Origin of the sequence: Pseudomonas sp. CFBP 8758, from assembly GCF_014841725.1 — a bacterium.
GTDB lineage: Bacteria > Pseudomonadota > Gammaproteobacteria > Pseudomonadales > Pseudomonadaceae > Aquipseudomonas > Aquipseudomonas baltica.
Window position 1 is genome coordinate 397,875 of the sequence record NZ_JACYUK010000003.1, and the last position, 21,606, is coordinate 419,480.

A 21,606-nucleotide genomic window follows, 5' to 3' on the forward strand; every position below is an offset into this window, starting at 1 on the left:
TTTTGGCAACTTCAAGCCGGCCGTAGCAGTGATGTGCAAGCTAGGGCCCCAAGCATTTGCATGTCAGCCATCAACCCTATGACGAGCCAAGTCGGAACTGCTCTCAACGCGGCCCGGACGGTGGCGGCTTTTGCCCGGTACTATCCGCTTCGGGAACTGCACAACTGCCGTTCCTGCAGCGAGCACTGCCGTCCGGGTGGGGCAACCAGGCCAGATGCGGACGCCAGCGGCAGAACAGCCGATAGCCAACGTTGAACAGCGGCCTGGCCCAGCGCCAGGACAATGGCGCGGCCCATAGGCCAAGGCCCGCGGCGCGCCAGCTCCAGAGGGTCGCGTCCAGGCCGGTGACCCATGTTCCATCGCTGAAGCGGGCATGAAGCAACGACTCCATGTGCGCATGGGTGAAGCCCAAGGATTGAGCGTCGAACGCCGGATCGCTGATATCGATGAAATGCAGGCGTTCGGGCAAGGCACGCGCCCTCAGAACCTTGATCTCGTGGGCGCAGAGGGGGCAGTCACCGTCGAAGTAGAGGGTCAGCGGCCACTTTATGCTGTCGTGCATCGATGAGTGTCCTGGGTGGGTGTGCGAATGAAATGTCTGAAATCGAGCGAGGTGTGCTTGATTGGAATAGACACCCGGTTCTCCCTTTCACTCGTTTTTTTTCGTTAGCGCGCAGATTGTTTCGCGCAAAAGCGCGTTCGATCAGCGCCCAAGCGCCTTGCCCCACCCCTGATCCTTTGCGTGGCGCCAATCGCGGTCTTCCTTGCTGTCGATGCCCACATGCCGTTGGAAGTCAGCGATGGCGCTGGCTTGGCATTGCCGGAAGCCGTCGTCCCAGCCGGTGGCGTATTGACGATCCGAAAGGTAGACAGGCACGTTCTTGCGAAATTCGCCCAAGGCTTGCGCGGCGTGCCGACCACTGCCGCAGCCGTCCTCGAAGCCGCTGGCGAAGGGGGCAGGGTAGCCCTCGGCCAATAGCCGCTCCCGGGTCGTTTGGCAGGCGCTCAACACTACTGCCGATAAGGCTAGGCTCAGCAGCACCCCAGTTCGTCTACCAGGTCTCCACAGGGCGTTCATCGCCGGTACCCGTCGGGCACCAGGGCCGCAGTCGGCACAGGTGAAGGCTGTGTCGAGGGGCGGTAGAGAATCCAGCGATAACACAGCACGCAAATGACCCAATCGATCAGCAGCGTCCAGATGTTGTGCGAAAGGAAGTGCGCACCTTGCGCCATTCGCCCCAGCGAAAAGACCGATCCCAGTATCAGCGCCACCGCCAGTGCGATGCGCGCAGTGCGTGGGCGACGATCGCGCCAGAAAAAGAACAGGGCGAGCAGTGAGAAGCCGCTCGACGCATGGCCGCCGGGCCAGCACAGACCAGGCTTTTCCGTTGCGGCACGGGGGCTGAGCAACGGTGTATAGGTTTCCTGGCCGCCGAACTCCTTCAGGCTCCAGGGGCAATGGACTGCGGTCAGCACCTTGAGCGGCGTCACCACCGACGTCGTCAGCGCCATCGCCAGCACCACATACCCCAATGGTCGACGCCATTGGCGCAGGCGCGTGGCCCACAGACTTGCCACGAAACCTGCAAGTGCAAGTACGGCAAAGGCGATCACCGCCTGCTTGGCGCGATCATGCAGAATGTTTTCCAGCCAGTAGCTCTGGCGTCCGATGAAGCCAACCCCCGGCACGTAGAAGATCTGCGCCAGGGCGAAGTCGAGGGCGGGCGGATACAGCCACAGCATCGTTGCCATCAGCACGAGCGGAATGCCCAGCGCCAATCGAAAGTCAAAATGCCGGGACGCAGCAACAGGTAATGCGATAGCCATGACAGGCTCCGATCCAATGATGAAGAACAGGTGAAAGTTACGTGGGAAAGTAACGACGGCGGCCTGTCATCAATGATCCATTGGCCGCTTGCGTTACGAGCGACGATAAGTTTGCGCCGTTCAGAACGACGTGAATGAACTGTGAAAAATATGTGGAAAGTAGTACTTGCTTCGGTTGAATTAAGCGATCGCATTGCTGTGTTCCAGCGCATGCCTCGAAACGGACTCGCAACGAGCTTTTCCTCGCGAATCTTTCACGAAAATTTGAATTATCCGCGTCTAGAGTCCGCGCCATCGACAACCGTAGCACGGCGCACGGCTCGCTTCTTTGCCCGACGGCAGACTCCCATGTTCAAACTCAAACCTGTACGCCCGGAAACCGCGACGGTGCTTGCCAGTGTCTTTCTGCTGGTGGTGTTCAATGTGCCCCTCTGGCAGCATCTGGCTGCAATTACCGGGGAGGGTGGCGCTGGAACACAACTTGCTCTTGCGTTTGCCATCATGCTGTTGGGCGTGTTCAATATCGTCCTGACGATAGTGGCGTTTCCAATCATATTCAAACCGGTATTGACGGTGCTGTTTCTTACCAGTGCTAGTGTCACCTACTTCATGAGTCACTACGGTGTGCTCATGGACGTTGGCATGCTTCGCAATCTGGTGGAAACCAATATCACCGAAGTACAAGGCTTGCTGTCTCCGATGCTCTGGGTCTATGTTTTGCTGTTGGGCGTATTGCCTTCGGTGCTGTTGTGGAAAACGCCCATCGCCTACCGCAAAGTGCATCGCCAGTTGGTCAGCAAGGCACTGGTCGGCGCGGGCTCTGCGGCGGTCATTGCCGTGGTCGCGCTGGTGGACTATCAGGGGCTGTCGTCACTGTTGCGCAATCATCACGAGTTGCGCCTGATGGTGGTGCCGAGCAATTACATTGGTGCCTCGATCGCCTATGTACGCGAACAAGTGTCCACGGCACGACAGCCATTCCGGGCCATCGGCGAAGACGCCGTGCGAGCCGTCAACGTGGCCAGCAATGCGCCCAAGTCACTGACGGTACTGGTGGTAGGGGAAAGTGCGCGCGCCGAGAACTTCGGCATCCTGGGTTACGAGCGCGAGACCACGCCGCAACTTGCCCAGGAACAAGGGCTGGTGGCCTTTACCGACGTGCATTCCTGCGGCACCGAAACCGCGGTGTCCGTCCCCTGCATGTTCTCCAACATGGGCCGCAAGCAGTACAAGGCGGACATCGCGAAAAACCAGGAAGGCTTGCTGGACGTGCTCAAACGCGCGGGGCTGGATGTGATGTGGTGGGACAACCAGTCTGGCTGCAAGGGGACGTGCGACCGGGTCACTTTGCTGGACGTCAGCCATGACAGAGATCCCGCATTGTGCGCGGACAACGAGTGCGGGGACGAAATTCTGCTGCAAGGTCTGCAGGCCTTCATTGACCATTTGAGCAAAGATACCGTTCTGGTATTGCACCAGATGGGCAGCCACGGGCCCGAATATTTCAAGCGTTACCCCAAGGCGTTCGAGAAATTCACGCCAGTGTGCAAAAGCAATGCGCTGGATGCGTGCAGCAGAGAGAGTATCGTCAACGGCTATGACAACACCTTGCTGTACACCGATCACGTGCTGGCTCGGCTCATCGATGTACTGCGCAGCAACCAGGATCATCTGGCCACCGCAATGATCTATCTGTCGGATCATGGCGAGTCGCTGGGCGAGTACAACCTGTTCCTGCATGGCACGCCTTACATGCTTGCCCCCGATCAGCAGAAACACGTGCCGCTGCTGGTATGGCTTTCCGAAAGTTATCAGCGCGCGCTCACGGTCGACAGCCGCTGCCTGCAGCAGACGCGTCATGAACCGCTGAGTCAGGACAATCTGTTTCACTCGGTGCTAGGCTTGCTGCATGTGCAGACGCGTGTCTACGACACCGGGTTGGATATGTTCGCCAGTTGCAGGGGGATCAACGGGCATGCGGCTGACGCGGCGAAACAACTGGCGGCCGGCCGCTGAGCGGGTGACCTTTTCCGTTGTTCCGCCTGACATCACAAAGAGGGTTCCATGCGCATACTGGTTATCGAAGATCACGCCGATATCCTCGCCAACATCTCCGAGTACTTCACGCTCAAGGGCTGTGAAGTCACCGGGGCGCTGGATGGCGTCACTGGGCTGCACCTGGCGATGACCGGCAACTTCGACGCCATCATTCTCGATGTGATGCTGCCCGGCATGGACGGCAATCGGGTCTGTCACAAGCTGCGCTCGGTCTCCAGGCAGAACACGCCCATCCTGATGCTCACTGCCCGTGACGAATTGGAAGACCGCTTGACTGGCTTCAGCGTCGGGGCCGACGACTACATCATCAAACCCTTCGCGTTGTCCGAGCTGTTTGCTCGCGTCGAGACGGTGAGTCGACGGTCGACAGGCGTTCGGAAGAACGTGCTCCAGGTCCATGACCTGACCTTCGACCTGGATTCGCTTGAGGTGAAGCGGGCGGGCAGGCTGCTCAAACTCAACCCCACCACCCTCGTGCTGCTGGAGCTGCTGATGCGCAAAAGCCCCGCGATAGTGAAGCGTCGCGAGTTCGAACTGGCACTGTGGGGCCAGGAAACGCACGACTCCGACAGCCTGCGAACGGGCATCTACATGTTGCGCAGAACCATCGACAAAACCTTCGATGTACCCCTGCTGCATACCGTGCACAGCATGGGCTACAAGCTGCAGGGCCCGTCCGGTGGCGAGGTGTCGATCAAACGGCACTGACCCCGGCCCAGGCCTCGCGGCTCCAGGCTCAGGCGAGTTCTAGCGCCTTCAGCATCTGCACCAGGCGCTCTTTGGACTGCCGGTCGAGCCCCTTGAGGGGAAGAGGCAGGCAATTGGCTGCTGCCTGGCCCATGATCTCGGCTGCGGCAGCGATGACCCGGACACTGCCATATTCACGGAACATTGCCCACAGCGGTTCAAGCCCTGCCGACAGTTCGACGGCGCGGCCCGAGTGTGCACCCTTCGTTGCCTCGATGAGCGCCAGCGCAGTTCGCGGAAACAGTCCGCCCAGCACGGAGTACCACAGCTCGCACCCTGCATTGAGGCCGGTCACTGCAAAGGCATCGCCACTGATGCCTATACTGACGTGGGCAGGGATGCTCGCCCGCAGGCGCGCCACCCGGGCCGAGGCTTGCGCTGGATCCAGGTTCATGCCGGGGATCTTGATCGAGGCGACATTCGGCAGAGCTGCAATGCGCCCGTGCAGCTCGTCCGTGAACTCGAAGTGCGTGGTGCCGGGGTTGTCGTAGACCACCAACGGCACCGAAACGTGGTGGGCGAGGGTTTCGTAGAACTCGAATACTTCATCGGCACCAAGCTTCTGGTAACTCACCGGTGGCAGCAACAGCGCGCAGGCCCCAGCGGCCTGCGCATCATCCGCCAGCAGCAGCACATCTCGCGTGGCGACCGAGCCGATCCCGACGATAACGGGCACCTCACCGGCCACGCTGACGGCAAGCCGCGTCGCGAGGCGTCGTTCTTCCCGGTTCAGGTACGCGTAGCTTCCCGTCGAGCCTAGAACGCCGATGGAATCGACCTTTGCCGACGACAGGTTTTCAATCAACCCGGCGAAGGCCGTTTCGTCGACGACACCGTCACGCAGCGGGGTCAAAGGGAATGCGCTCAAACCTGTGAACATGAAAGAACTCCTCATTTTCGGACGGAATACGTGGGTTTGCATCGGCGACCGGCGTTGCTATAGGGTACCTGAGTACATTGCCAGCGACGCAACAGAGTGGGGCCCCTTTATGTCGTTCGATATTCACCATCTGCTTCTGGTGTTCGTCACCTACATTGTCGGCGCAGCCAGCCCGGGGCCCAGCAACATGCGAATCATGAGCGTCGCGATGCACCAAGGCAGACGCCCCGCGTTGGTGCTGGCCGCAGGCGTCATCAGTGGTTCGTTCTTCTGGGGTTCAATGGCTGCTACGGGTGTCTCGGCAGTGCTCGTGCAATACGCCGGCGCGCTGTTCATTCTGAAGATGGCAGGCGGCGCCTATCTGCTTTTTCTGGCCAGCAAGGCCTGCCGTTCCGCGCTGACGTCCAATCAACGCTTTGCCGATGAGTTGGCATCTTCACCGAAGGCATCCTGGCCGAGTCTGTATCGTCGGGGCTTGCTGATGCACCTTACCAATCCGAAAGCCCTGCTGAGCTGGATCGCTACGATGACCCTGGGCTTGGGCCCAGGCGCGACGAGCTCGACCGTGGCGATCATCCTGGCGGGTTGCGCCATACTTAGCGTGACCATTTTTGGCGGTTATGCACTGGTCTTCTCTACGGCCCCAATGGTGCGTGCCTATGGAAAGGCGCGCCGTTGGATCGAGGGCACCTTGGCGATGGTCTTTGCCGCAGCCGGCTTGAAACTCCTGTTCGCCAGGCCGTGATCCGCTGCAGGCCCTGATCGCGCTCGTTTCGCTATCGTCGTGAGCCATATCCGATAGCTGCCGACCTGCCCCATGCTCAAGATTCCTGTCGGCGGGCCGATGATGGTTGTCATCAACCCCCGATCGCAATGGAATCCTGCATGATCATCCGACGCCTCAATCTCGCCCCTCGGGCGATCGCTTTCTTCTCGGCCGTAGTCGCGGTCGTGATCCTTCTGGGCAGTATCTCCATCGTTCAGATGAACAAGCTCTACCAGGCCGAGCAGGACGTGGAAACCAACTGGATGCTCGGCATTCGCGATGCGGGTCAGATGAACAGCGGACTGCTCAGGTTGCGGCTCGAAAGCATGCGCGGTGCCACCACCACCGATGCCGCGCTTCGTGAACAGACGATTGCTGCGTTTCCGGGCTATCGCCGTACTTTTCAGGAAACCATCAAGCACTACGAGAGCACCGTTGCGAGCGACGATGACCGTAAACTTTACGATTCCATACGCACCGATGCGGCAACGTATGACCAAGTGCTGGGTCAGCTGGAACCTATGCTGCGTGCTGCCGACACCACTGCGGCAACTGCCCTGATCAACACGGCCATTCGCCCGTTGACCAATACCCTCGAAGGCAAGGTCAACCAGCTCATGGCGCTGAACGACCGCGGTGCCACGGATGCCGGCGATGCGGCGCTGGCGACGTTCGAGTCGGGACGCAACTGGGTCATAGGGCTGATGGCTGCGGCCGTGCTGGCTACCATCCTGCTCGCTGCGCTATTGATCCGCAGCATCACCCAGCCGATCAAGGAGGCCGTGCAGATCGCCCAGCGCATCGCGCGCAAGGACCTGACCGAAACGATCGTCGTGGTCGGGCAGGACGAGGCCGCCAGCATGCTCACCGCGTTGGCCCAGATGCAGGCCAACCTGCGCCAGACCATCGCGCACATTTCCGACAGTTCCAGCCAGTTGGCTGCCGCCTCGGAAGAGATGAGCGCCGTGACCGAGGAATCCAGCCGCGGTCTGGCGCGCCAGAACGACGAGGTCAATCAGGCTGCCAGCGCCGTCACCCAGATGAGCTCGGCCGTTGATGAGGTGGCACGCAATGCGGCAGAGGCCGCCGACGCGTCGGCAACCACCCAGTCCCTGGCCAGGGATGGGCTGGGCAAGGTCGAGCAGACCCTCACCGCCATTCAGGCACTGGCCACCAACGTGGGCAGCACCAGCACCCAGGTCAAGCAGCTGTCGTCACGGGCGCGGGAGATCAATACGGTGGTCGAGGTGATTCGCGCCATCGCCGAACAGACCAACCTGCTGGCATTGAACGCGGCCATCGAAGCGGCCCGCGCCGGAGAGCAGGGTCGAGGCTTCGCCGTGGTGGCGGATGAAGTGCGCGCCCTGGCTCACCGCACGCAGCAGTCGACCCAGGAAATCGAAAAGATGATCGGCTCCATGCAGACCGATTCGGTGCAGGCTGTGCAAGCCATGGAGCAGAGTCAGCAGATGGCCAGCGATTCGTCGGCCGTGGCGCAACACGCCAGCGCATCGCTCAGTCAGATATCGGCATCGATCAACCTCATCAGCGAGCGCAACACCGTGATCGCCACGGCAGCCGAGGAGCAGGCACAGGTGGCGCGGGAAATCGACCGCAACATCACCAGCATCCGCGACCTTTCGATCCAGAGCGCAGCCGGCGCCACGCAAACGGCCACCGCCAGCGGAGAAGTGTCGAGGCTGGCGGTCGGGCTGACCGCATTGGTCGGGGCGTTCGCGATCTGACCGTGGCCGAGTGGGAGCGGCGCAACCGTAGCGTCAGCGATTGTTGCGCAGAATCGAGAAGTTCAGCGCCGCGGCCACGCAGAGCCAGGCCAGGTAGGGGAACAGGATCAGCCCGGTGATGACGTCCAGGCGCATTGCCAGGGCAACCATGGCGGCGGTCACCAGCCACAAGACCACGATGATCACCATCCCGGCGAGCAGGCGATGGGCGCCGAAGAATACCGGCGTCCACAGGGTATTCAGGGCGATCTGCGCGGCCCACAGCGCCAGCACCGTCTCGCTGCCCGGCAGTTGCGTCAGCCGATAGCCCGCCCACGCCAGCAGCAGATAGATGACCGTCCAGGCCACGGGAAATGCCCAGTTGGGTGGGGTGAAACGCGGCTTGACCAGCGAGGCGTACCATTCGCCGGGCTTGAAGATGACGCCGGTGCTGGCTGCGGCGGCGCAGGCCAGCAGAAAGATGAAGAAAACCATGGTGAGTCCTTGTGCAGGGGCAGGGGGGCGCTGCAATAGCGAGATGTGCTATCAAGCTGACGCCTGAACCACGGAAAAGTTTGCGCGAGCGTGCAGCGCGTTCAGCCTTCCTCCCGCTGTCCTGCCTGGCCAACCGCAGCGCTCAGGTGACCAATGGGACGTAGTGGCACGAATCGAACCCCAGCTGAAATTGTGCAAGACAGCCCTGATCATTGTGGTAGGTTTCGATGATTCCCTGCTGCCAAGCTGTTCAATCGACCCTGCGTTTCAGTCCGGAGAATCACCATGTCCCAGAGCAACGTTTCCAAGGTGCCGCGTCAGACCTTGACCGAACAAGTCCTGCAGGCCAAGGCCACGCACAATCTGACCTGGGCGGCGCTGTCCGAGGGGACCGGCCTGAGTACGGTGTATGTGACGGCCGCGCTGCTGGGCCAACATCCGCTGCCGCAGGCGGTTGCCGAAGTGGTGGCCGAGCGTCTGGGCCTCGACGCGCAAGCGGTCGTGCAGTTGCAGACCATACCGTTGCGCGGCAACGCCGAAGACGTGTCCAACGACCCGACCATCTATCGCTTTCACGAAATGGTCCAGGTCTACGGCACTACCTTGAAGGCTCTGGTGCATGAGCAATTCGGCGACGGCATCATCAGTGCGATCAACTTCAAACTCGACATCAAGAAAGTCGAAGATCCCGAAGGCGGATCGCGTGCTGTGATCACCCTGGACGGCAAGTTCCTGCCCTACAAGCCTTTCTAGGATCCTCGCCATGAACCAGGAAAACCGCCCACCGTTGCCACCTTTCACCGTCGAAACCGCCATTCGGAAAGTGCGTGGCGCCGAAGATGGCTGGAACACCCGGGACGCCGCCAAAGTGGCGCTGGCCTATACCCACGACACCTGCTGGCGCAACCGCAGCGAGTTCATCGAAGGTCGTGCCCAGGCCCAGGCGTTTCTCGAGCGCAAGTGGCGCAAGGAGTTGGACTACCGCCTGATCAAGGAGCTGTGGGCCTTCGCCGACAACCGCATTGCCGTGCGTTACGCCTACGAGTGGCATGACGATTCGGGCAACTGGTTTCGCTCCTACGGCAACGAGAACTGGGAGTTCGCCGCCAACGGACTCATGCACCGGCGCTTCGCCTGCATCAACGACCTGCCGATTGCCGAGTCCGAACGCAAGTACCACTGGCCCTTGGGGCGGCGCCCCGACGATCACCCAGGGTTGAGTGATCTGGGGCTTTGAGGGCGCGCTGACGGTCATCGTCAGCGCAACGTGCTCAGGCCAGTTTGCCGCGCGACACGCCCGTTTGTTCCGAGGCCGCCACGCGTGCGGCGGCTTCGGCATCGACCGTGCGCAACGACTTGCCACGGGTTTCACGGGTCAGGCTGACGGCGACGATGGAGATTACCGCAGCCCCGACCAGGTACCAGGCGATGGGCGTGGAGCTGTTGTATTTGTTCAGCAGGGTGATTGCGATCAGCGGCGCCAGCGAGCCGGCGAAGATCGGCGCCACCTGATAACACAGCGACAGCGCTGTGTAGCGCACGTGGGTCGGGAACATCTCGGCCATGAGTGCCGAGTAGGGCGCATAGGTCATGGATTCGATGGCCAGGCCCAGAGTGATGGCCGCCATGATCAGCCAGTTGTTGCCGGTGTCCATCATCGGGAAGCCGACGAAACCCCAGAATGCCGTCAGTACCGCGCCGGTCAGGTACACCGGTTTGCGGCCGATTAGGTCGGACAGGTAGCCCATCAGCGGAATCATGAAGAAGTGCAGGAAGTGCGCGCCGAACATCAGCAGCAGAATCTGCGAGGTGTCCTTGTGAACCACCAGCTTGAGGTAGGTGATGGAAAAGGTCACCACCGTGTAATACAGAATGTTCTCGGCAAACCGCGCGCCGATTCCCACCAACACTGAACGCCAGTGATGGCGCAGTACTTCGACCACACCCAGCTGTTCGGATTGAATCGATGCCTGGCGCGCCTGGGCTTCCTTGAAGATAGGCGCATCGTCGACGCTGCTGCGGATCCAGTAGCCGATCAGCACCACAATGGCCGACAGCCAGAACGCCACGCGCCAGCCCCAGGCCAGGAACTGCTCCTCGGAAAGCCCGGTGGACAGCCCCAGCAAGGCGACGGTAGCGATCAGGTTGCCCGCCGGCACGCCTGCTTGTGGCCAGCTGGCCCAGAAGCCGCGACGGTTGTCTGGGCAGTGCTCGGACACCAGCAGGATGGCACCGCCCCATTCGCCGCCGAACGCGAAGCCCTGGATCAGCCGCAACAGCACCAGCAGCACGGGCGCAGCGTAGCCGATGGTGGCGAAACCTGGCAGGCAGCCCATCAGGAAGGTGGTGATGCCCACCACTACCAGGCTCAGTTGCAGCAGGCGCTTGCGGCCGAACTTGTCGCCGTAGTGGCCGAACACCAACCCGCCCAGTGGTCGGGCCAGAAAGCCCACTGCGTAGAGCGCGAAGGCAGCAATGATGCCGTCGATGGGGCTATCGGTCTGGCGAAAGAACAGCTGGCCGAACACCAGCGCGGAGGCCGTTCCGTACAGGAAGAATTCGTACCATTCGGCGACGGTTCCGGCCATGGCGGCCGCCACGACGCGTTTGAGTCCCGCTGGGGTGGTCGCGTTGGAAGAAGTGGACATGATCAGGCTTCCTGGAGTGGCAATGACAGGTACCCGGGCCTGGCGGATGCGCCTGGCCCGGTCGTGATTCAAAGACCGACGTCGGGCAGGGTGGGGCGGTTGGCCAGGGCCTTGGCCATGATGCGTTCGACGAACAGACGGTCTTCATCCGGCAGGGCCAGGCGCGGTGGGCGGGTGAGGGCGCTGCCGCGGCCCATGATCGCTTCGCACAGCTTGATGCACTGCACCAGGTCCGCACGGGCGTCCAGGTGGAGGATCGGCATCAGCCACCGGTAGATTTCCATGGCTTCGGCAAAGCGTCCGGCCTTGGCCAGGCGGAAGATGGTTTCGCCTTCCTGCGGGAAAACGTTGGACATGCCCGACACCCAGCCCTCGGCGCCCACCGCGATGCTTTCCAGAACGACGTCGTCGAGGCCGGCGAACAGCACGAAGCGGTCGCCCACTTCGTTGCGCACGTCGATGAAGCGCCGGGTGTCGCCGGAGGAGTCCTTGAAGCACACCACGTTGTCGCAGTCGGCCAGGGAAATGAGGATCTCGGCGGTGACATCGTTCTTGTAGATGGGCGGGTTGTTGTAGACCATCAACGGCACGTCGGCGTGCTTGGCCACGTAACGGAAGTGCTCGGCGGTCTCGAAAGGCTTGGAACCGTAGACCAGTGCCGGCATCAGCATGACGCCGTCCACCCCAGCCTTGCGTACGGCATTGGCGGTTTTCGCGGCAGCGACACTGGTGAATTCCGCCACGCCGCAGATGACCGGCACGCGCCCACCGGAGGCGTCGACGGCCACTTCGGTGACAGCGATCTTCTCTTCTGAGGTCAACGAGGTGTTTTCACCTACCGAGCCGCAGACCACCAGGCCTGACACGCCGTCGCGAATCACATTGGAAATCACCTGATGAGTCTTTTCCAGGTTGATGGAAAAGTCATCGTTGAATTGAGTGGTAACAGCCGGGAATACGCCACTCCAGTTTATGCGCTTGCTCATTCGATTTGCTCCGCTGATTAATGGTATTTCGTATACGCTTCGATTCGTACGTTGTTTGCAAAGGGTGATGCGGTTCCAGCCATGTTGCCGCGAGTAGGCGATGTGCCTGCTCGTGCATCGGTAGCGCCTATTTGACCGACTTCAGGAACGCGGCCGTTTCCGGCTGCAAGGGGTTGCCGATGACCTGGTCCGGGCTGCCGATTTCATGTACCAGGCCGTTGCGGAAAAACGCCACGCGATCGGACACATCGCGGGCGAAACGAATCTCGTGGGTCACCAGCACCATGGTCATGCCGTCTTCGGCGAGCATGCGCATGGTGTCGAGCACTTCGCCCACCAGTTGCGGATCGAGCGCCGAGGTGGCTTCGTCGAACAGCATGTAGTCCGGTGACATGGCCAGCGCTCGGGCAATCGCCATGCGCTGCTGCTGGCCGCCCGAGAGCTTGCCGGGAAAGGTATTGAATTTGTCGCTCAGGCCGACATGGGTCAACTGCTGCACGGCCAGCGCCTCGGCCTGCTCCTTGCTTTTGCCCAGTACCTTGCGTGGCGCCAGCATGACGTTTTCCAGCACGGTGAGGTGAGGAAAGGCGTTCCATTGCTGGAACACGATGCCGATTCGCTGGCGCAGCTGGTTGAGGTTTGTGCTGCTGCCGTGGACCTCGACCCCGTCGACTCGAATACTGCCTTTCTGGATCGGCTCCAGGCCGTTGATGCACATCAGCAAGGTGGATTTTCCCGAACCCGAGCCGCCGATGATCGACACCACCTCGCCCTTGCTCACCGTCAGGCTGACGCCCTTGATGACCTCCAGTTCGCCGAAGGATTTGTGTACGTTGTCGATCTCAATCATTTTCCTGCCACCTTCTTTCCAGACGAGCGCCCAGGCGAGCGACCACCAGGCTCATGACGTAGTAGATGAGCCCGGCGATGCACAGCACCAGCAGCGGCTCCTGTATGCGCGTGACGATGGTCTGCGAGGCGCGCAGCAGTTCGACGATACCGATCCACATCACCAGTGCGGTGTCTTTCATGACGCCGAGCACCAGGTTGAGCCAGCCGGGGAAGGCGACCCGGGTGGCCATCGGCAGGACGATGTAGCGCAGGTCTTGCCAATAGCTCAGGCCGAGCGAGCGGCTGGCCCGGCGCACCGATGGCGACACGGCAAGCACCCCGCTGCGGACGATCTCGGTGAAGTACGCCGCCGCGTAGACGCCCAGCACGATGCAGCCGACGCTGAACGCGCTGATGTTCAATCCGACGATGCTCTTGAGCGAATTGAGCAGCACGAACTGGATCAGCAACGGCACGCTGCGGAACACGTCCAGCACCCACGCCAGCGGCAGGCTGGCGCGCGGTGCAAGGGCCCGCAACAGGCCGCACAACAAACCGCCGAAGGAGCCCGCCAGGATTGCCCAGAACGTCAGTTGCAGGGTGACCCAGGCGCCATCGAGCATGTACAGGAGGTCTGTCGCGGTGAGGCTGGTGGAAAACATGCGCCGCTCCTCAGTAGCGAAACAGACGCCAGCTCAACAGCCGGGCGAGGCCGACGATCAGCTTGGCGATCAGGTAATAGAGCACCGCGGCCATCGCGAAATACTCGAAGGTGCGGAAGGTCTTCACGTTGTAGTCCTGGGTGACCCCGGTGAGGTCGTCGTTGAGCCCGACCACCACGCCCAGGGATGTCATCAGCACCGCCCAGACCATCTGGTTGCTCAGCGGGTAGAACACCACGCGCAACAGTTGCGGAACGATGATCATGCGGTAGGCCTGGAAGGCACTCATGCCCAGCGAGCGCGCGGCGCGCATCTGCGTGTCCGGCACCGCTTTGAGACCGCCGCGGAAATTTTCCGCCAGGTAGCCGGCGTTGTTGAAGGTGATGCCGGCCAGCAGTGCCAGCCAGGAGCTGACGTGCAGGCCCAGCGAGCCGAGGCCGAAGTACAGGATGTAGATCTGGAACAGCGACGGGGTATTGCGCGCAATCGACACCCAGCCGTCGCCGATGCCGCGCAGCGCCCGGCCGCGGAACGTCCGTTCGGAGCCTGCACGCATCACGGTCAGAAGCAGGGCGATGAGCACACCGAAAATCATCGACAGCGCCGCGGTTTCGAACGTCACCCACGCGCCTTGCAGCATGTCGGGCAGGGCGCGCCACGCAGCCCGCCATTGGAAGGTGTAGTCAAACATGCTCCGCGCCCTCCGCTGCACAGGTGGCCAGCCAGGCGGGCGGTCGAGCGCTGGTGACGCCGCTGCACGCGCTGTCGACACAGGTGCCGAGGCTGGCGAAATGAACGCTGCGCCCGACCAGGCCGGGCGCGTAGTGGGCGTACTTGCCCGAGTTGGTCATCAGGCTGCGCACACCCACGGGAATGACCGGTTCGCCCAGCATGCACCAACAGGTGTCGGTGATCAGCGTGGCGCCGAAGGCTTCGAGCACGGCCACATGACCCGCTGCCCGTGCCTGTTCCAGCACCGCCCTGCCGCAGGTGATGGCCAGTACCACGTCCGGGTGCCTGTGCAGGCCGCGGCAGAGCTCGGCCAGGCGGGCGAATTCGGTCAGGGAGAAGTGCGGGTTGCCCAGGGATACCAACCTTACCTGCGTGTCCCGGGCGCTGTTGAGTTCCATCCAGCTGGCGTACAGGTCTTGCAGGGAAATCGAGACGCGCGGCAGCGTCTCCGGTGAGTCACTCGAGTGCGCCGGGTTCAGGGCTTCCGGAGTGACGCCGGCGATATGAAACATGGGTGCAGCGCTGGTGGTGGCGAACGCGGCGCCGAATGCCTTGAGGTCGTCCAGGCTGGGCCTGAGGTGCTGCAGGCCGCTGATCAATGGAATGCGGCTGCCGCACCGGGTCCCGACGTGATAGCCGAGCAGCGGGTAGAAGCTGTCATCCAGTTCTTTCAACGCCGGTACGTCGATCAGCAGTTGGGCCCGACGTTGCTCCTGGAGATGGCAGCCGATCAGGGGCGCGCGGCCAGTCAATGCAATGCAGATGTCCAGGTAGTCCGGGTACTTGAGCGTGCGCGCACCGAGCACGCTGTTGGCGTATACCACCGCGTTGGACTCGGCCCACACCACTTGCTCGCCGAGCGCCGGTGCACTGTCGAGCAGATAGGGCGCGCAGGTGAAACTTGCGCGCGCACCCATGGCCGTGTACGCGTCGCCCAACGCGCTGGCAGGCTCGCCGAGGGCCGGATCGATGCCCAGTGCTCGCCAGCGCCGCTGGTCCACCGAGATGGCGTTCAGGGTAGTGGGCACCCGCACCCGCGCGCCCCATTGCACCAGTTGTTCGGCAAACCGCAGGCTGGCAGGGCCGGTGTAGATGCAGCCGTCGATGTGCGCCTGAGTGATATCGACCAGTTCCCGCGCGCCCTGGAGACGGGCCATGCGCAGGACGATCTGCATCGCCACCTGCGCCGCCTTGCCGTGGCTGCCTGCGAGCAACTCATGGTCACGGCTGTCGAGTGCAAAGCCGTCATCGAACGGCTCCGGCTGGCCGACGCCTGGCTGCGGCTGCCAGTCGTCCGTTGGCGCCTGGCTGTAGAGGCCGAGCGCTGCCCCATCCAACCGAGCCCATGCCACGCCGCGCAGCGTATCGAAGGCTTCCTGGCCGATACACAGCACCGGCAGCGAGCGGTCGAAGAAGTGCTGTGCCACCAGCACGCCCAAGCTGAGGATTTCATCGGCTTCGGCCAGTACCAGCGCTGCCGGCGCGTGGCCGTTGCTGATCAGCTCCATCATGACGCTGCTGCCCGTGCAGGACCCGCGACTGCCGGGAATCGCCAGGACCCGGCCCGCCACCCGCTGACCGCTGAGCGGGTGATGGCGGTCGATCACCTCGCCACTGCTGGGGTCGACCCCGCCCCAGAAACTCAGGCCGGTGTCGGCAAACAACAGGGCGCCTTGAGCGCTGCCGTCTATCAGGCTGCGTCCACCGACGCTGCGTGGCATGGTCGTCACCTCAGTAGTAGACGTTGGGTACGGTGAGGTTGGCGGGCGCAATTTCGGTGCCGACCCATTTGACGAACAACTCGTTGTAGCGACCGCTGCGCACCTGCTGGTTGACGAACAGGTTGAGGTAGTTGAGCAGACCGTATTCGGTGCGCTTGGCGCCCAGGGAAACGTAGTCGATCACGTAGGGCGCATTGCCGGCGACCTTGAGGTTCTTGTATTTGCCGGATTTCAGAGTGGCGGCGGCCACGGTATTGGTGACCACGGTGGCCTGGATATGGCCTTGGGCGACGGCCAGAATAGTGTCGTTCTGCGACTGATACGCGCGGAAGCTGCCGCTGCCCCAGCCCTTCACGTCCTTTTCCAGCGCGATGGCCTCGTAGGTGCCGCTGGTGTTGCCCACTGCCTTGCCCTTGAGGTCGTCGAAGCTGTTGACGCCGGTGTCGTCGCGGGTCAGCACGACCATCTGGAAGGCGAAGTAGGGCACGCTGAGGCCGACGGTCTTGGCCCGTTCCAGGGTGTCGGAGGTGGAGGCCACGATCACGTCGGCACGGCCCGAGATGAGTGCCGGAATCCGGTCTGGAAACGGCGTCTCGATGACTTCGGCATCGACGCCCAGCACCTTCGCCAGGTCGTTGCAGTAGTCGACGTCGAACCCCGCAGGCTTGTTGGCGCTGTCGCGCATGCCCATGGGCGGGAAGTCCAGGGTCACCGCACAGCGCAGCTTGCCGGAACCAATGATGTCGTCCAGCTTGTCGGCCTGGGCGGTCGCCATGAAAGTAGTACTGAGCACAGCGGTTAGGGCTACGGCGAAGGCGGGAGTTTTCATGGAGGCCTCGGAGTTGGGTGAGCACTGGAACTGCCATTGAGAATTTCGTATACGATATTTCAAATGCAACAGACGTGCCTGTTTTCGTTCGTGCTCGCGCTGTCGTCGTAAGCCTCTGAATCAGGGCGTATTCATCATGGATCGGCGAGGGTGGAAGAGTCGGGTATGACGCCGTGGGGTGTTACATAAGGGAGCACCGCCCCAATGATTGCCCGCTAACGGAACATCAGCGATGGCTTTCGCGGTACAGGCTTGGCGAAAGGTGCGTCAGCGCGCGGAACTGCCGGCTGAACGCACTGTGGTCGGTGTAGCCACAGCGCAGGGCGACATCGGTGATGGGCAGGTCTTCGTCGCGCAGCAGACGTGAGGCCTCCTCGAGGCGGGCCTTGTGAATCAGCTGGCGCGGGGTCAGGTGGAAGATCCGCTTGCAGTGACGCTCCAGTTGGGCAACCGACAGCCCGGCAATGGCGGTCAGCTCCGCGAGGCTGATCGGACGATGAAAATGGGTGCGGATGTGCGCGTCGACCGCCGCCAGTTTCGCGAAGGCCGGGTGGCTCGACTGAGGCAACTGCAGGTCGCGGGAAATGCCGGCCAGGCCGATGATCCGACCCTGTTCATCGTGCAAGGCGATCTTGTGGGTCAGGCACCACACGGGCTGGTTGCCATAATAGAGGTGCAGCTCCAGCTGATTGGCCAATTCGCGGCCGCTGCCAAGGACCTTGCGGTCCTGTTCGGTGTACAGCGTGCCAAAGCGTGCCGGGAACACTTGCTCGGAGGTCAAGCCCAGCAGTTGCTCACTGGCCTTGAAGCCGCAACGCTTGGCCAGGGTGGCATTGACGAAGGCATAGCGGGCGGCGTCGTCCTTGATGAAAAACACCACGTCGGCCAAGGCGTCGAGCAAGGGGGCCAGGGGTTGCAGGCTGCCCAGCAGGTTCGGTAGTTGGCACGTGCTGGCGCTGAGGAATGCGGCGAGCATGGGGTCGAGGTCCGGAAGTGACTCGTGCAGGATAGTGCTGCCGGGCTGCTGCGCAAAGCCCGGACACTGTGTTTAGCAGGGCGGGGTTCAGGAGGGCGGTTGGCCGTCGAGGCGCAGCAGGGTCTCGATCCGTGCCGGGCTGAAGGGCGGTCGCGGTGCCGAGGGTTGCCAGCCGAACAGGTGCGCGGCGGCGGCGCCGCATACCCGCCCCTGGCAAGCGCCCATGCCGCAGCGGGTGGCGAGTTTGGCCTCGCGCCAATCGCAATGGGCGGCAAGCGCTGCAAACGGCACGTCTTCGCAGCGGCAGATCAGGGTGTCCGGCGCGCACAGGGCAGCGAGCGCAGGATCGAGGGCAAATGCCCGGTTCAGCACGGCGGCGAAGCCTTGCCAACGGGCCCGCTGCGGCCAAAGCCGCTGCGCCGCCGCCTGGTCGCCAGCGGCGGCGTGTCCGGCGATGCTGCCTTCCACCGAAGCCAGCTCGCTGCCGCCGAAGCCGGTGCATTCGCCTGCGGCAAAGTGGTCCGCCAGGCTGCTCGCCTGCCAGGCATCGACGGCTATGGCCCGGTCCTGCAGCGCACAGCCCAAGGCCTCGCCCAGCTGCGTGTTGGGCACCAGGCCGAAGCCGCAGGCCAGCCGGTCACAGGGCAGTTCCCTGATTCGGCCCTGTTGCATCAGTCGTACGCCTTCCAGGCGGTCGTCACCCAGAGCGGCCAGCACATGGCTGCGGGTGCGATAGGCGGGCGAAAACAGTTGCAACGACTGCAGCCATTTATGTGGCCAGCGTGGCAGCTGCGTGGCAAATCCTGCCACGGCGCGGGTGCTGGCCTGCTCGGCGATGCGCAGGATCCGTGCGCCGTTCTTCGCTGCACTGTGCGCGCTGGCCAGCAGCAGCGGGCCGCTGCCGGCAACCACCACGCGTTCGCCCGCAACGGGCAGGCCGCCCTTGATCAACGCTTGCAGGCCACCGGCACCGGTCACGCCAGGCAGCGTCCAGCCGGGGAAGGGCAGCAGCAACTCGCGGGCACCGGTGCACAGAATCAGCTTTGCATAGCCGATGATCCAGCCGCGCTGGTCGTTCTCCACCAGTAACTGATGGGGCGCCGGCCGGGCGATCACTCGAGTGGAACCCTGGATCTGCACGTTGGCACACGCCTGCAGGCGCTCGCGCAGCCGTGTGGCCTGGGTGGGCAGCGAGGCCTGCGGGCCATCGCGCCAGATCTGCCCGCCGGGCAACGGATTGTCGTCCAGCAACACGATGCGCAGGCCGCTGGGTGCCGCTGCCAGCGCCGCATGGATGCCCGCCGGCCCGGCACCGATGATGAGAATATCGACGTGCTCGATCATGGCAGGCTCCGTACCTGCATGCCGTCGCGGCAGGACGTCTGGCACGCCAGGCGCCGCGCGCCGTCGATGGTCACACGGCATTCCTGGCAGATACCCATGCCGCATAGCGGCGCGCGCCGTTGGCCGCTGACCGAGGTGCGCGTGCAGCCATCACCGGCCATCGCCAGTGCCGCAGCGACGCTGGTGCCGACCGCCACCAGCAGCGTGCGTCCATCGACCGTCAACTCAAGCATGGCTGGACCCTCCGAGAAAACGTTGCGGCAGGTAAGGCGTTGCCGCCAGCGGCAGTGATTCGTCGAACAGTTGCGCCACCAGCAAATCGGCGGTCGCCGGCGCGGTGGTCACCCCCAGGCCTTCATGACCCACTGCCAGCCACAGGCCCGGACGCTGGGGATGCTCGCCCACCAGGGGCAAGCCATCCGGGCTGGCGGCGCGAAAACCGGTCCAGGCACGAATCACGTTCAGCGTGTTCAGCGCAGGCACGTACTCTGCCGCGCGCCTGAGCATCTTGGCGAGCATCCAGCCCTCGACCTCGGGATCCGTGGTGTTGAATTGCCGTGAGGCGCCGATGAACAGTTGTCCGGTCGGGCGCGGCTGGATGTTGCAGGCCGTGGACGGCCCACTGGCGTTGTGGGCGCTGGTGACATAGCCCAGTTCCACCAGCGTGTGAGTGATCTGCGCGGGGTAGCGGTCGGTGATCGCCAGATGGCCTTTCTTGGCCTGGATCGGCAGCTCGGGGCACAGCTCGGTGGCCTGGATGCCGTTGGCTAACAGCACCATGCCAGCACTGAGCCATTGGCCGTCGGCCAGACGCACACGGTTGCCGTCTACCTCGGTGACCGTGGCGCGTTGCTGGCGGATCAACGGATGATCAAGCATCCACTGGGCGGCCGCCGGCGCATACACAATGCCGTCCCCCTTGATCAACAGACCACCCTCCAGCCCTTCGCGAAGCAACGGTTCGCGCTCGCGCAGGGCGTTGCCAGCGAGGATTTCGCAGGCCTCGCCATGCTCGCGCAACACCTCGAACTTGTGCTCGGCAACGGCCATTTCCTCATCGTTGGCGGCCAGCCACAGGGTGCCGTTGCTGCGGTAGGCGCAACCGTTGGGCAGCGACCCGGCGATGTCGCGCCAGCGCTGCAGCGAATATTGGCTCAAGGCCAGTTCCGCCGCGTTGTCGTCCAGCACCAGCAGGTGGCCCATGCCGGCAGCCGTGGCACCCGGCGTGCCGGCGTCCAGCACCCGTACGCTCAGCCCGCGCTTGGCCAGGGCCTGGGCGCAGGCAGCGCCGACGATGCCTGCGCCGATGACGATGGCGTCGGCCACGGCCGTGGGGTTCACAAGCGGATACCCCAGGCGAAGGGATCGTCGGCCTGCAGGATCAGTGTGGCTTCGGCGCTGATGTAGGCCCGGCCGCGAATGGTCGGCACAACGGGCCCGTCGCTGCCGTGTTCCATGGCTTCATATGAACCCTCGAACTCGCTGCCGATGACGCTGGCCTGACGCCAGATCTGCCCGGGCTGCAGTTTGCCGTCGGCGGCCAGGCACGCCAGCTTGGCGCTGGTCCCGGTTCCGCAAGGCGAGCGATCGTAGGCTTTGCCGGGGCACAGCACGAAGTTGCGGCTGTCGGCCCGTTGGTCGTCGGCGAACAACTCGATGTGGTCGATCAGCCCGCCGTCCTCGCCGCGTATGCCTTGATCCTCCAGCGCGTGCTGCACGGCGACGGTGTAGGCCGTCAGGGCGTCGAGGTTGTCGCCGCTGACCGCCAGGCCATGCTCGGCGACCAGGAAAAACCAGTTGCCGCCCCAGGCGATGTCGCCGGTGACCGAACCGATGCCCGGCACCTGCAGGGCGACGTCCTTGCGGTAACGATAGGCCGGCACATTGCGCACGCTCACCGAACCGTCCTCGTGCAGCGTGGCCTGGACGGTGCCGACCGGCGTCTCGACGGCGTGCACGCCCGGCCCGATTCGGCCCAGGTGGGCCAGCGAGGCGATCAAGCCGATGGTGCCGTGGCCACACATGCCCAGGTAGCCGGTGTTGTTGAAGAAGATCACCCCGGCGCAGGCGTTCGGGTCTACCGGCGTGCACAGCAGTGCGCCTACCAGCACATCGCTGCCCCGCGGCTCCAGTACGCAGGCGGCGCGCCAGGCATCATGCCGCTCGGCGAGCAATTGCTTGCGCTCGGCCATGCTGCCGGTGCCCAGCTCGGGAAAACCGTCGATCACCAGGCGGGTGGGTTCACCACCGGTGTGCGAGTCGATCACTTGGATGCGGGTCATGGGGCCACTCGTCGGGTCGGTTAAGTGACCCTTAGAATGGCCCAGATAGCCCACTGCGGCTTGAGCTATTTAGCCCGTGACAATGACGAATTCGGCAC

At 63.2% G+C, this 21,606-nt stretch carries 23 protein-coding genes and 1 pseudogene; 7 read left to right on the plus strand and 17 right to left on the minus strand.

From position 1 onward, the window contains the following. Positions 1 to 103: 103 nt before the first annotated feature. The 3 genes from IFT75_RS08715 to IFT75_RS08725 form a co-directional block, all read right to left on the minus strand. On the minus strand, positions 104 to 562 hold the full coding sequence (locus IFT75_RS08715) for a thiol-disulfide oxidoreductase DCC family protein (RefSeq protein ID WP_185793600.1): 459 nt from the start codon (positions 560 to 562) through the stop codon (positions 104 to 106). 141 nt (positions 563 to 703) lie between these two features. Continuing rightward, entirely contained in the window at positions 704 to 1,078 is a 375-nt protein-coding gene (locus IFT75_RS08720) for a hypothetical protein (RefSeq protein ID WP_244646846.1), read from the minus strand. Beyond that, on the minus strand, positions 1,075 to 1,827 hold the full coding sequence (locus IFT75_RS08725) for a phosphatase PAP2 family protein (protein WP_192054332.1): 753 nt from the start codon (positions 1,825 to 1,827) through the stop codon (positions 1,075 to 1,077). The genes IFT75_RS08720 and IFT75_RS08725 overlap by 4 nt, the downstream gene beginning before the upstream one ends. 348 nt (positions 1,828 to 2,175) lie before the next feature. On the opposite strand from IFT75_RS08725, the gene IFT75_RS08730 reads away from it, so the two are divergent. Then, positions 2,176 to 3,843, plus strand: a complete 1,668-nt coding sequence (locus tag IFT75_RS08730) for a phosphoethanolamine transferase (protein ID WP_192054334.1) — start codon at positions 2,176 to 2,178, stop codon at positions 3,841 to 3,843. A 48-nt stretch (positions 3,844 to 3,891) separates the two neighbouring features. After that, complete coding sequence (locus IFT75_RS08735) at positions 3,892 to 4,593, plus strand: response regulator transcription factor (RefSeq protein WP_192054336.1); 702 nt, start codon at positions 3,892 to 3,894, stop codon at positions 4,591 to 4,593. Between the two features lie 28 nt (positions 4,594 to 4,621). Here IFT75_RS08735 and IFT75_RS08740 read toward each other — a convergent pair whose 3' ends face one another. Further along, positions 4,622 to 5,512, minus strand: coding sequence for a dihydrodipicolinate synthase family protein (locus IFT75_RS08740; RefSeq protein ID WP_192054338.1), 891 nt, complete (start codon positions 5,510 to 5,512; stop codon positions 4,622 to 4,624). Between the two features lie 109 nt (positions 5,513 to 5,621). On the opposite strand from IFT75_RS08740, the gene IFT75_RS08745 reads away from it, so the two are divergent. The 3 genes and pseudogenes from IFT75_RS08745 (at position 5,622) to IFT75_RS21630 (ending at position 8,023) form a co-directional block, all read left to right on the plus strand. Next, positions 5,622 to 6,257, plus strand: coding sequence for a LysE family translocator (locus IFT75_RS08745; protein WP_122478612.1), 636 nt, complete (start codon positions 5,622 to 5,624; stop codon positions 6,255 to 6,257). 140 nt (positions 6,258 to 6,397) lie between these two features. Continuing rightward, positions 6,398 to 7,168 (plus strand): annotated as a pseudogene (locus IFT75_RS21625) (MCP four helix bundle domain-containing protein); the annotation flags it as partial. A 66-nt stretch (positions 7,169 to 7,234) separates the two neighbouring features. Then, complete coding sequence (locus IFT75_RS21630) at positions 7,235 to 8,023, plus strand: methyl-accepting chemotaxis protein (RefSeq protein WP_446730937.1); 789 nt, start codon at positions 7,235 to 7,237, stop codon at positions 8,021 to 8,023. A 33-nt stretch (positions 8,024 to 8,056) separates the two neighbouring features. Here the strand turns inward: IFT75_RS21630 and tspO are convergent, their stop codons facing one another. Then, positions 8,057 to 8,497 carry a tryptophan-rich sensory protein TspO gene (gene tspO, locus IFT75_RS08755; protein WP_122712873.1) on the minus strand — a complete coding sequence of 147 codons (441 nt, stop codon included), beginning with the start codon at positions 8,495 to 8,497 and terminating at the stop codon, positions 8,057 to 8,059. Positions 8,498 to 8,782: 285 nt separating this feature from the next. Here tspO and cynS point away from each other — a divergent pair, with 285 nt between their 5' ends. Both cynS and IFT75_RS08765 read left to right on the plus strand, forming a co-directional pair. Then, on the plus strand, positions 8,783 to 9,250 hold the full coding sequence (cynS, locus tag IFT75_RS08760) for a cyanase (RefSeq protein WP_122478607.1): 468 nt from the start codon (positions 8,783 to 8,785) through the stop codon (positions 9,248 to 9,250). A 10-nt stretch (positions 9,251 to 9,260) separates the two neighbouring features. Then, entirely contained in the window at positions 9,261 to 9,734 is a 474-nt protein-coding gene (locus tag IFT75_RS08765) for a nuclear transport factor 2 family protein (RefSeq protein WP_122478606.1), read from the plus strand. A 34-nt stretch (positions 9,735 to 9,768) separates the two neighbouring features. On the opposite strand, the gene abaF is transcribed toward IFT75_RS08765, so the two are convergent. From abaF to IFT75_RS08825, 12 genes are all read right to left on the minus strand, one after another. Continuing rightward, positions 9,769 to 11,145 carry a fosfomycin efflux MFS transporter AbaF gene (gene abaF, locus IFT75_RS08770; protein WP_192054342.1) on the minus strand — a complete coding sequence of 459 codons (1,377 nt, stop codon included), beginning with the start codon at positions 11,143 to 11,145 and terminating at the stop codon, positions 9,769 to 9,771. Between the two features lie 68 nt (positions 11,146 to 11,213). After that, a complete protein-coding gene (locus IFT75_RS08775) occupies positions 11,214 to 12,131 on the minus strand; it encodes a dihydrodipicolinate synthase family protein (protein ID WP_192054344.1) in 918 nt (305 codons plus the stop codon). A gap of 127 nt (positions 12,132 to 12,258) precedes the next feature. Then, the gene (locus tag IFT75_RS08780; RefSeq protein WP_122478600.1) at positions 12,259 to 12,981 is read right to left on the minus strand and encodes an amino acid ABC transporter ATP-binding protein; all 723 of its coding nucleotides are present in this window, start codon (positions 12,979 to 12,981) and stop codon (positions 12,259 to 12,261) included. Further along, positions 12,974 to 13,624 carry an amino acid ABC transporter permease gene (locus IFT75_RS08785; protein WP_122478598.1) on the minus strand — a complete coding sequence of 217 codons (651 nt, stop codon included), beginning with the start codon at positions 13,622 to 13,624 and terminating at the stop codon, positions 12,974 to 12,976. Before IFT75_RS08785 ends, IFT75_RS08780 begins: the two co-directional genes overlap by 8 nt. Positions 13,625 to 13,634: 10 nt before the next feature. Then, positions 13,635 to 14,315: an amino acid ABC transporter permease gene (locus IFT75_RS08790; RefSeq protein WP_122712866.1), complete on the minus strand. Its 681-nt coding sequence runs from the start codon at positions 14,313 to 14,315 to the stop codon at positions 13,635 to 13,637. Further along, positions 14,308 to 16,077 carry a cis-3-hydroxy-L-proline dehydratase gene (lhpI, locus tag IFT75_RS08795; protein ID WP_192054346.1) on the minus strand — a complete coding sequence of 590 codons (1,770 nt, stop codon included), beginning with the start codon at positions 16,075 to 16,077 and terminating at the stop codon, positions 14,308 to 14,310. The genes IFT75_RS08790 and lhpI overlap by 8 nt, the downstream gene beginning before the upstream one ends. Positions 16,078 to 16,087: 10 nt before the next feature. Continuing rightward, a complete protein-coding gene (locus tag IFT75_RS08800) occupies positions 16,088 to 16,906 on the minus strand; it encodes an ABC transporter substrate-binding protein (RefSeq protein ID WP_122478592.1) in 819 nt (272 codons plus the stop codon). Positions 16,907 to 17,132: 226 nt separating this feature from the next. After that, positions 17,133 to 17,882, minus strand: a complete 750-nt coding sequence (locus IFT75_RS08805) for an AraC family transcriptional regulator (protein ID WP_192054348.1) — start codon at positions 17,880 to 17,882, stop codon at positions 17,133 to 17,135. 87 nt (positions 17,883 to 17,969) lie between these two features. Continuing rightward, positions 17,970 to 19,226: an NAD(P)/FAD-dependent oxidoreductase gene (locus IFT75_RS08810; RefSeq protein ID WP_192054350.1), complete on the minus strand. Its 1,257-nt coding sequence runs from the start codon at positions 19,224 to 19,226 to the stop codon at positions 17,970 to 17,972. Continuing rightward, positions 19,223 to 19,459 carry a (2Fe-2S)-binding protein gene (locus IFT75_RS08815; protein WP_185793589.1) on the minus strand — a complete coding sequence of 79 codons (237 nt, stop codon included), beginning with the start codon at positions 19,457 to 19,459 and terminating at the stop codon, positions 19,223 to 19,225. Before IFT75_RS08815 ends, IFT75_RS08810 begins: the two co-directional genes overlap by 4 nt. After that, positions 19,452 to 20,567, minus strand: coding sequence for an FAD-dependent oxidoreductase (locus IFT75_RS08820; RefSeq protein WP_192054352.1), 1,116 nt, complete (start codon positions 20,565 to 20,567; stop codon positions 19,452 to 19,454). The genes IFT75_RS08815 and IFT75_RS08820 overlap by 8 nt, the downstream gene beginning before the upstream one ends. Then, positions 20,564 to 21,508 carry a 4-hydroxyproline epimerase gene (locus tag IFT75_RS08825; protein WP_192054354.1) on the minus strand — a complete coding sequence of 315 codons (945 nt, stop codon included), beginning with the start codon at positions 21,506 to 21,508 and terminating at the stop codon, positions 20,564 to 20,566. Before IFT75_RS08825 ends, IFT75_RS08820 begins: the two co-directional genes overlap by 4 nt. Positions 21,509 to 21,606: the final 98 nt, after the last annotated feature.

Coding starts and splice junctions, on each gene's coding strand:
- IFT75_RS08715 (WP_185793600.1), bottom strand. CDS start 562: ATGCACGACAGCATAAAGTGGCCGCTGACCCTCTACTTCGACGGTGAC.
- IFT75_RS08720 (WP_244646846.1), bottom strand. CDS start 1,078: ATGAACGCCCTGTGGAGACCTGGTAGACGAACTGGGGTGCTGCTGAGC.
- IFT75_RS08725 (WP_192054332.1), bottom strand. CDS start 1,827: ATGGCTATCGCATTACCTGTTGCTGCGTCCCGGCATTTTGACTTTCGA.
- IFT75_RS08730 (WP_192054334.1), top strand. CDS start 2,176: ATGTTCAAACTCAAACCTGTACGCCCGGAAACCGCGACGGTGCTTGCC.
- IFT75_RS08735 (WP_192054336.1), top strand. CDS start 3,892: ATGCGCATACTGGTTATCGAAGATCACGCCGATATCCTCGCCAACATC.
- IFT75_RS08740 (WP_192054338.1), bottom strand. CDS start 5,512: ATGTTCACAGGTTTGAGCGCATTCCCTTTGACCCCGCTGCGTGACGGT.
- IFT75_RS08745 (WP_122478612.1), top strand. CDS start 5,622: ATGTCGTTCGATATTCACCATCTGCTTCTGGTGTTCGTCACCTACATT.
- IFT75_RS21630 (WP_446730937.1), top strand. CDS start 7,235: ATGAGCGCCGTGACCGAGGAATCCAGCCGCGGTCTGGCGCGCCAGAAC.
- tspO (WP_122712873.1), bottom strand. CDS start 8,497: ATGGTTTTCTTCATCTTTCTGCTGGCCTGCGCCGCCGCAGCCAGCACC.
- cynS (WP_122478607.1), top strand. CDS start 8,783: ATGTCCCAGAGCAACGTTTCCAAGGTGCCGCGTCAGACCTTGACCGAA.
- IFT75_RS08765 (WP_122478606.1), top strand. CDS start 9,261: ATGAACCAGGAAAACCGCCCACCGTTGCCACCTTTCACCGTCGAAACC.
- abaF (WP_192054342.1), bottom strand. CDS start 11,145: ATGTCCACTTCTTCCAACGCGACCACCCCAGCGGGACTCAAACGCGTC.
- IFT75_RS08775 (WP_192054344.1), bottom strand. CDS start 12,131: ATGAGCAAGCGCATAAACTGGAGTGGCGTATTCCCGGCTGTTACCACT.
- IFT75_RS08780 (WP_122478600.1), bottom strand. CDS start 12,981: ATGATTGAGATCGACAACGTACACAAATCCTTCGGCGAACTGGAGGTC.
- IFT75_RS08785 (WP_122478598.1), bottom strand. CDS start 13,624: ATGTTTTCCACCAGCCTCACCGCGACAGACCTCCTGTACATGCTCGAT.
- IFT75_RS08790 (WP_122712866.1), bottom strand. CDS start 14,315: ATGTTTGACTACACCTTCCAATGGCGGGCTGCGTGGCGCGCCCTGCCC.
- lhpI (WP_192054346.1), bottom strand. CDS start 16,077: ATGCCACGCAGCGTCGGTGGACGCAGCCTGATAGACGGCAGCGCTCAA.
- IFT75_RS08800 (WP_122478592.1), bottom strand. CDS start 16,906: ATGAAAACTCCCGCCTTCGCCGTAGCCCTAACCGCTGTGCTCAGTACT.
- IFT75_RS08805 (WP_192054348.1), bottom strand. CDS start 17,882: ATGCTCGCCGCATTCCTCAGCGCCAGCACGTGCCAACTACCGAACCTG.
- IFT75_RS08810 (WP_192054350.1), bottom strand. CDS start 19,226: ATGATCGAGCACGTCGATATTCTCATCATCGGTGCCGGGCCGGCGGGC.
- IFT75_RS08815 (WP_185793589.1), bottom strand. CDS start 19,459: ATGCTTGAGTTGACGGTCGATGGACGCACGCTGCTGGTGGCGGTCGGC.
- IFT75_RS08825 (WP_192054354.1), bottom strand. CDS start 21,508: ATGACCCGCATCCAAGTGATCGACTCGCACACCGGTGGTGAACCCACC.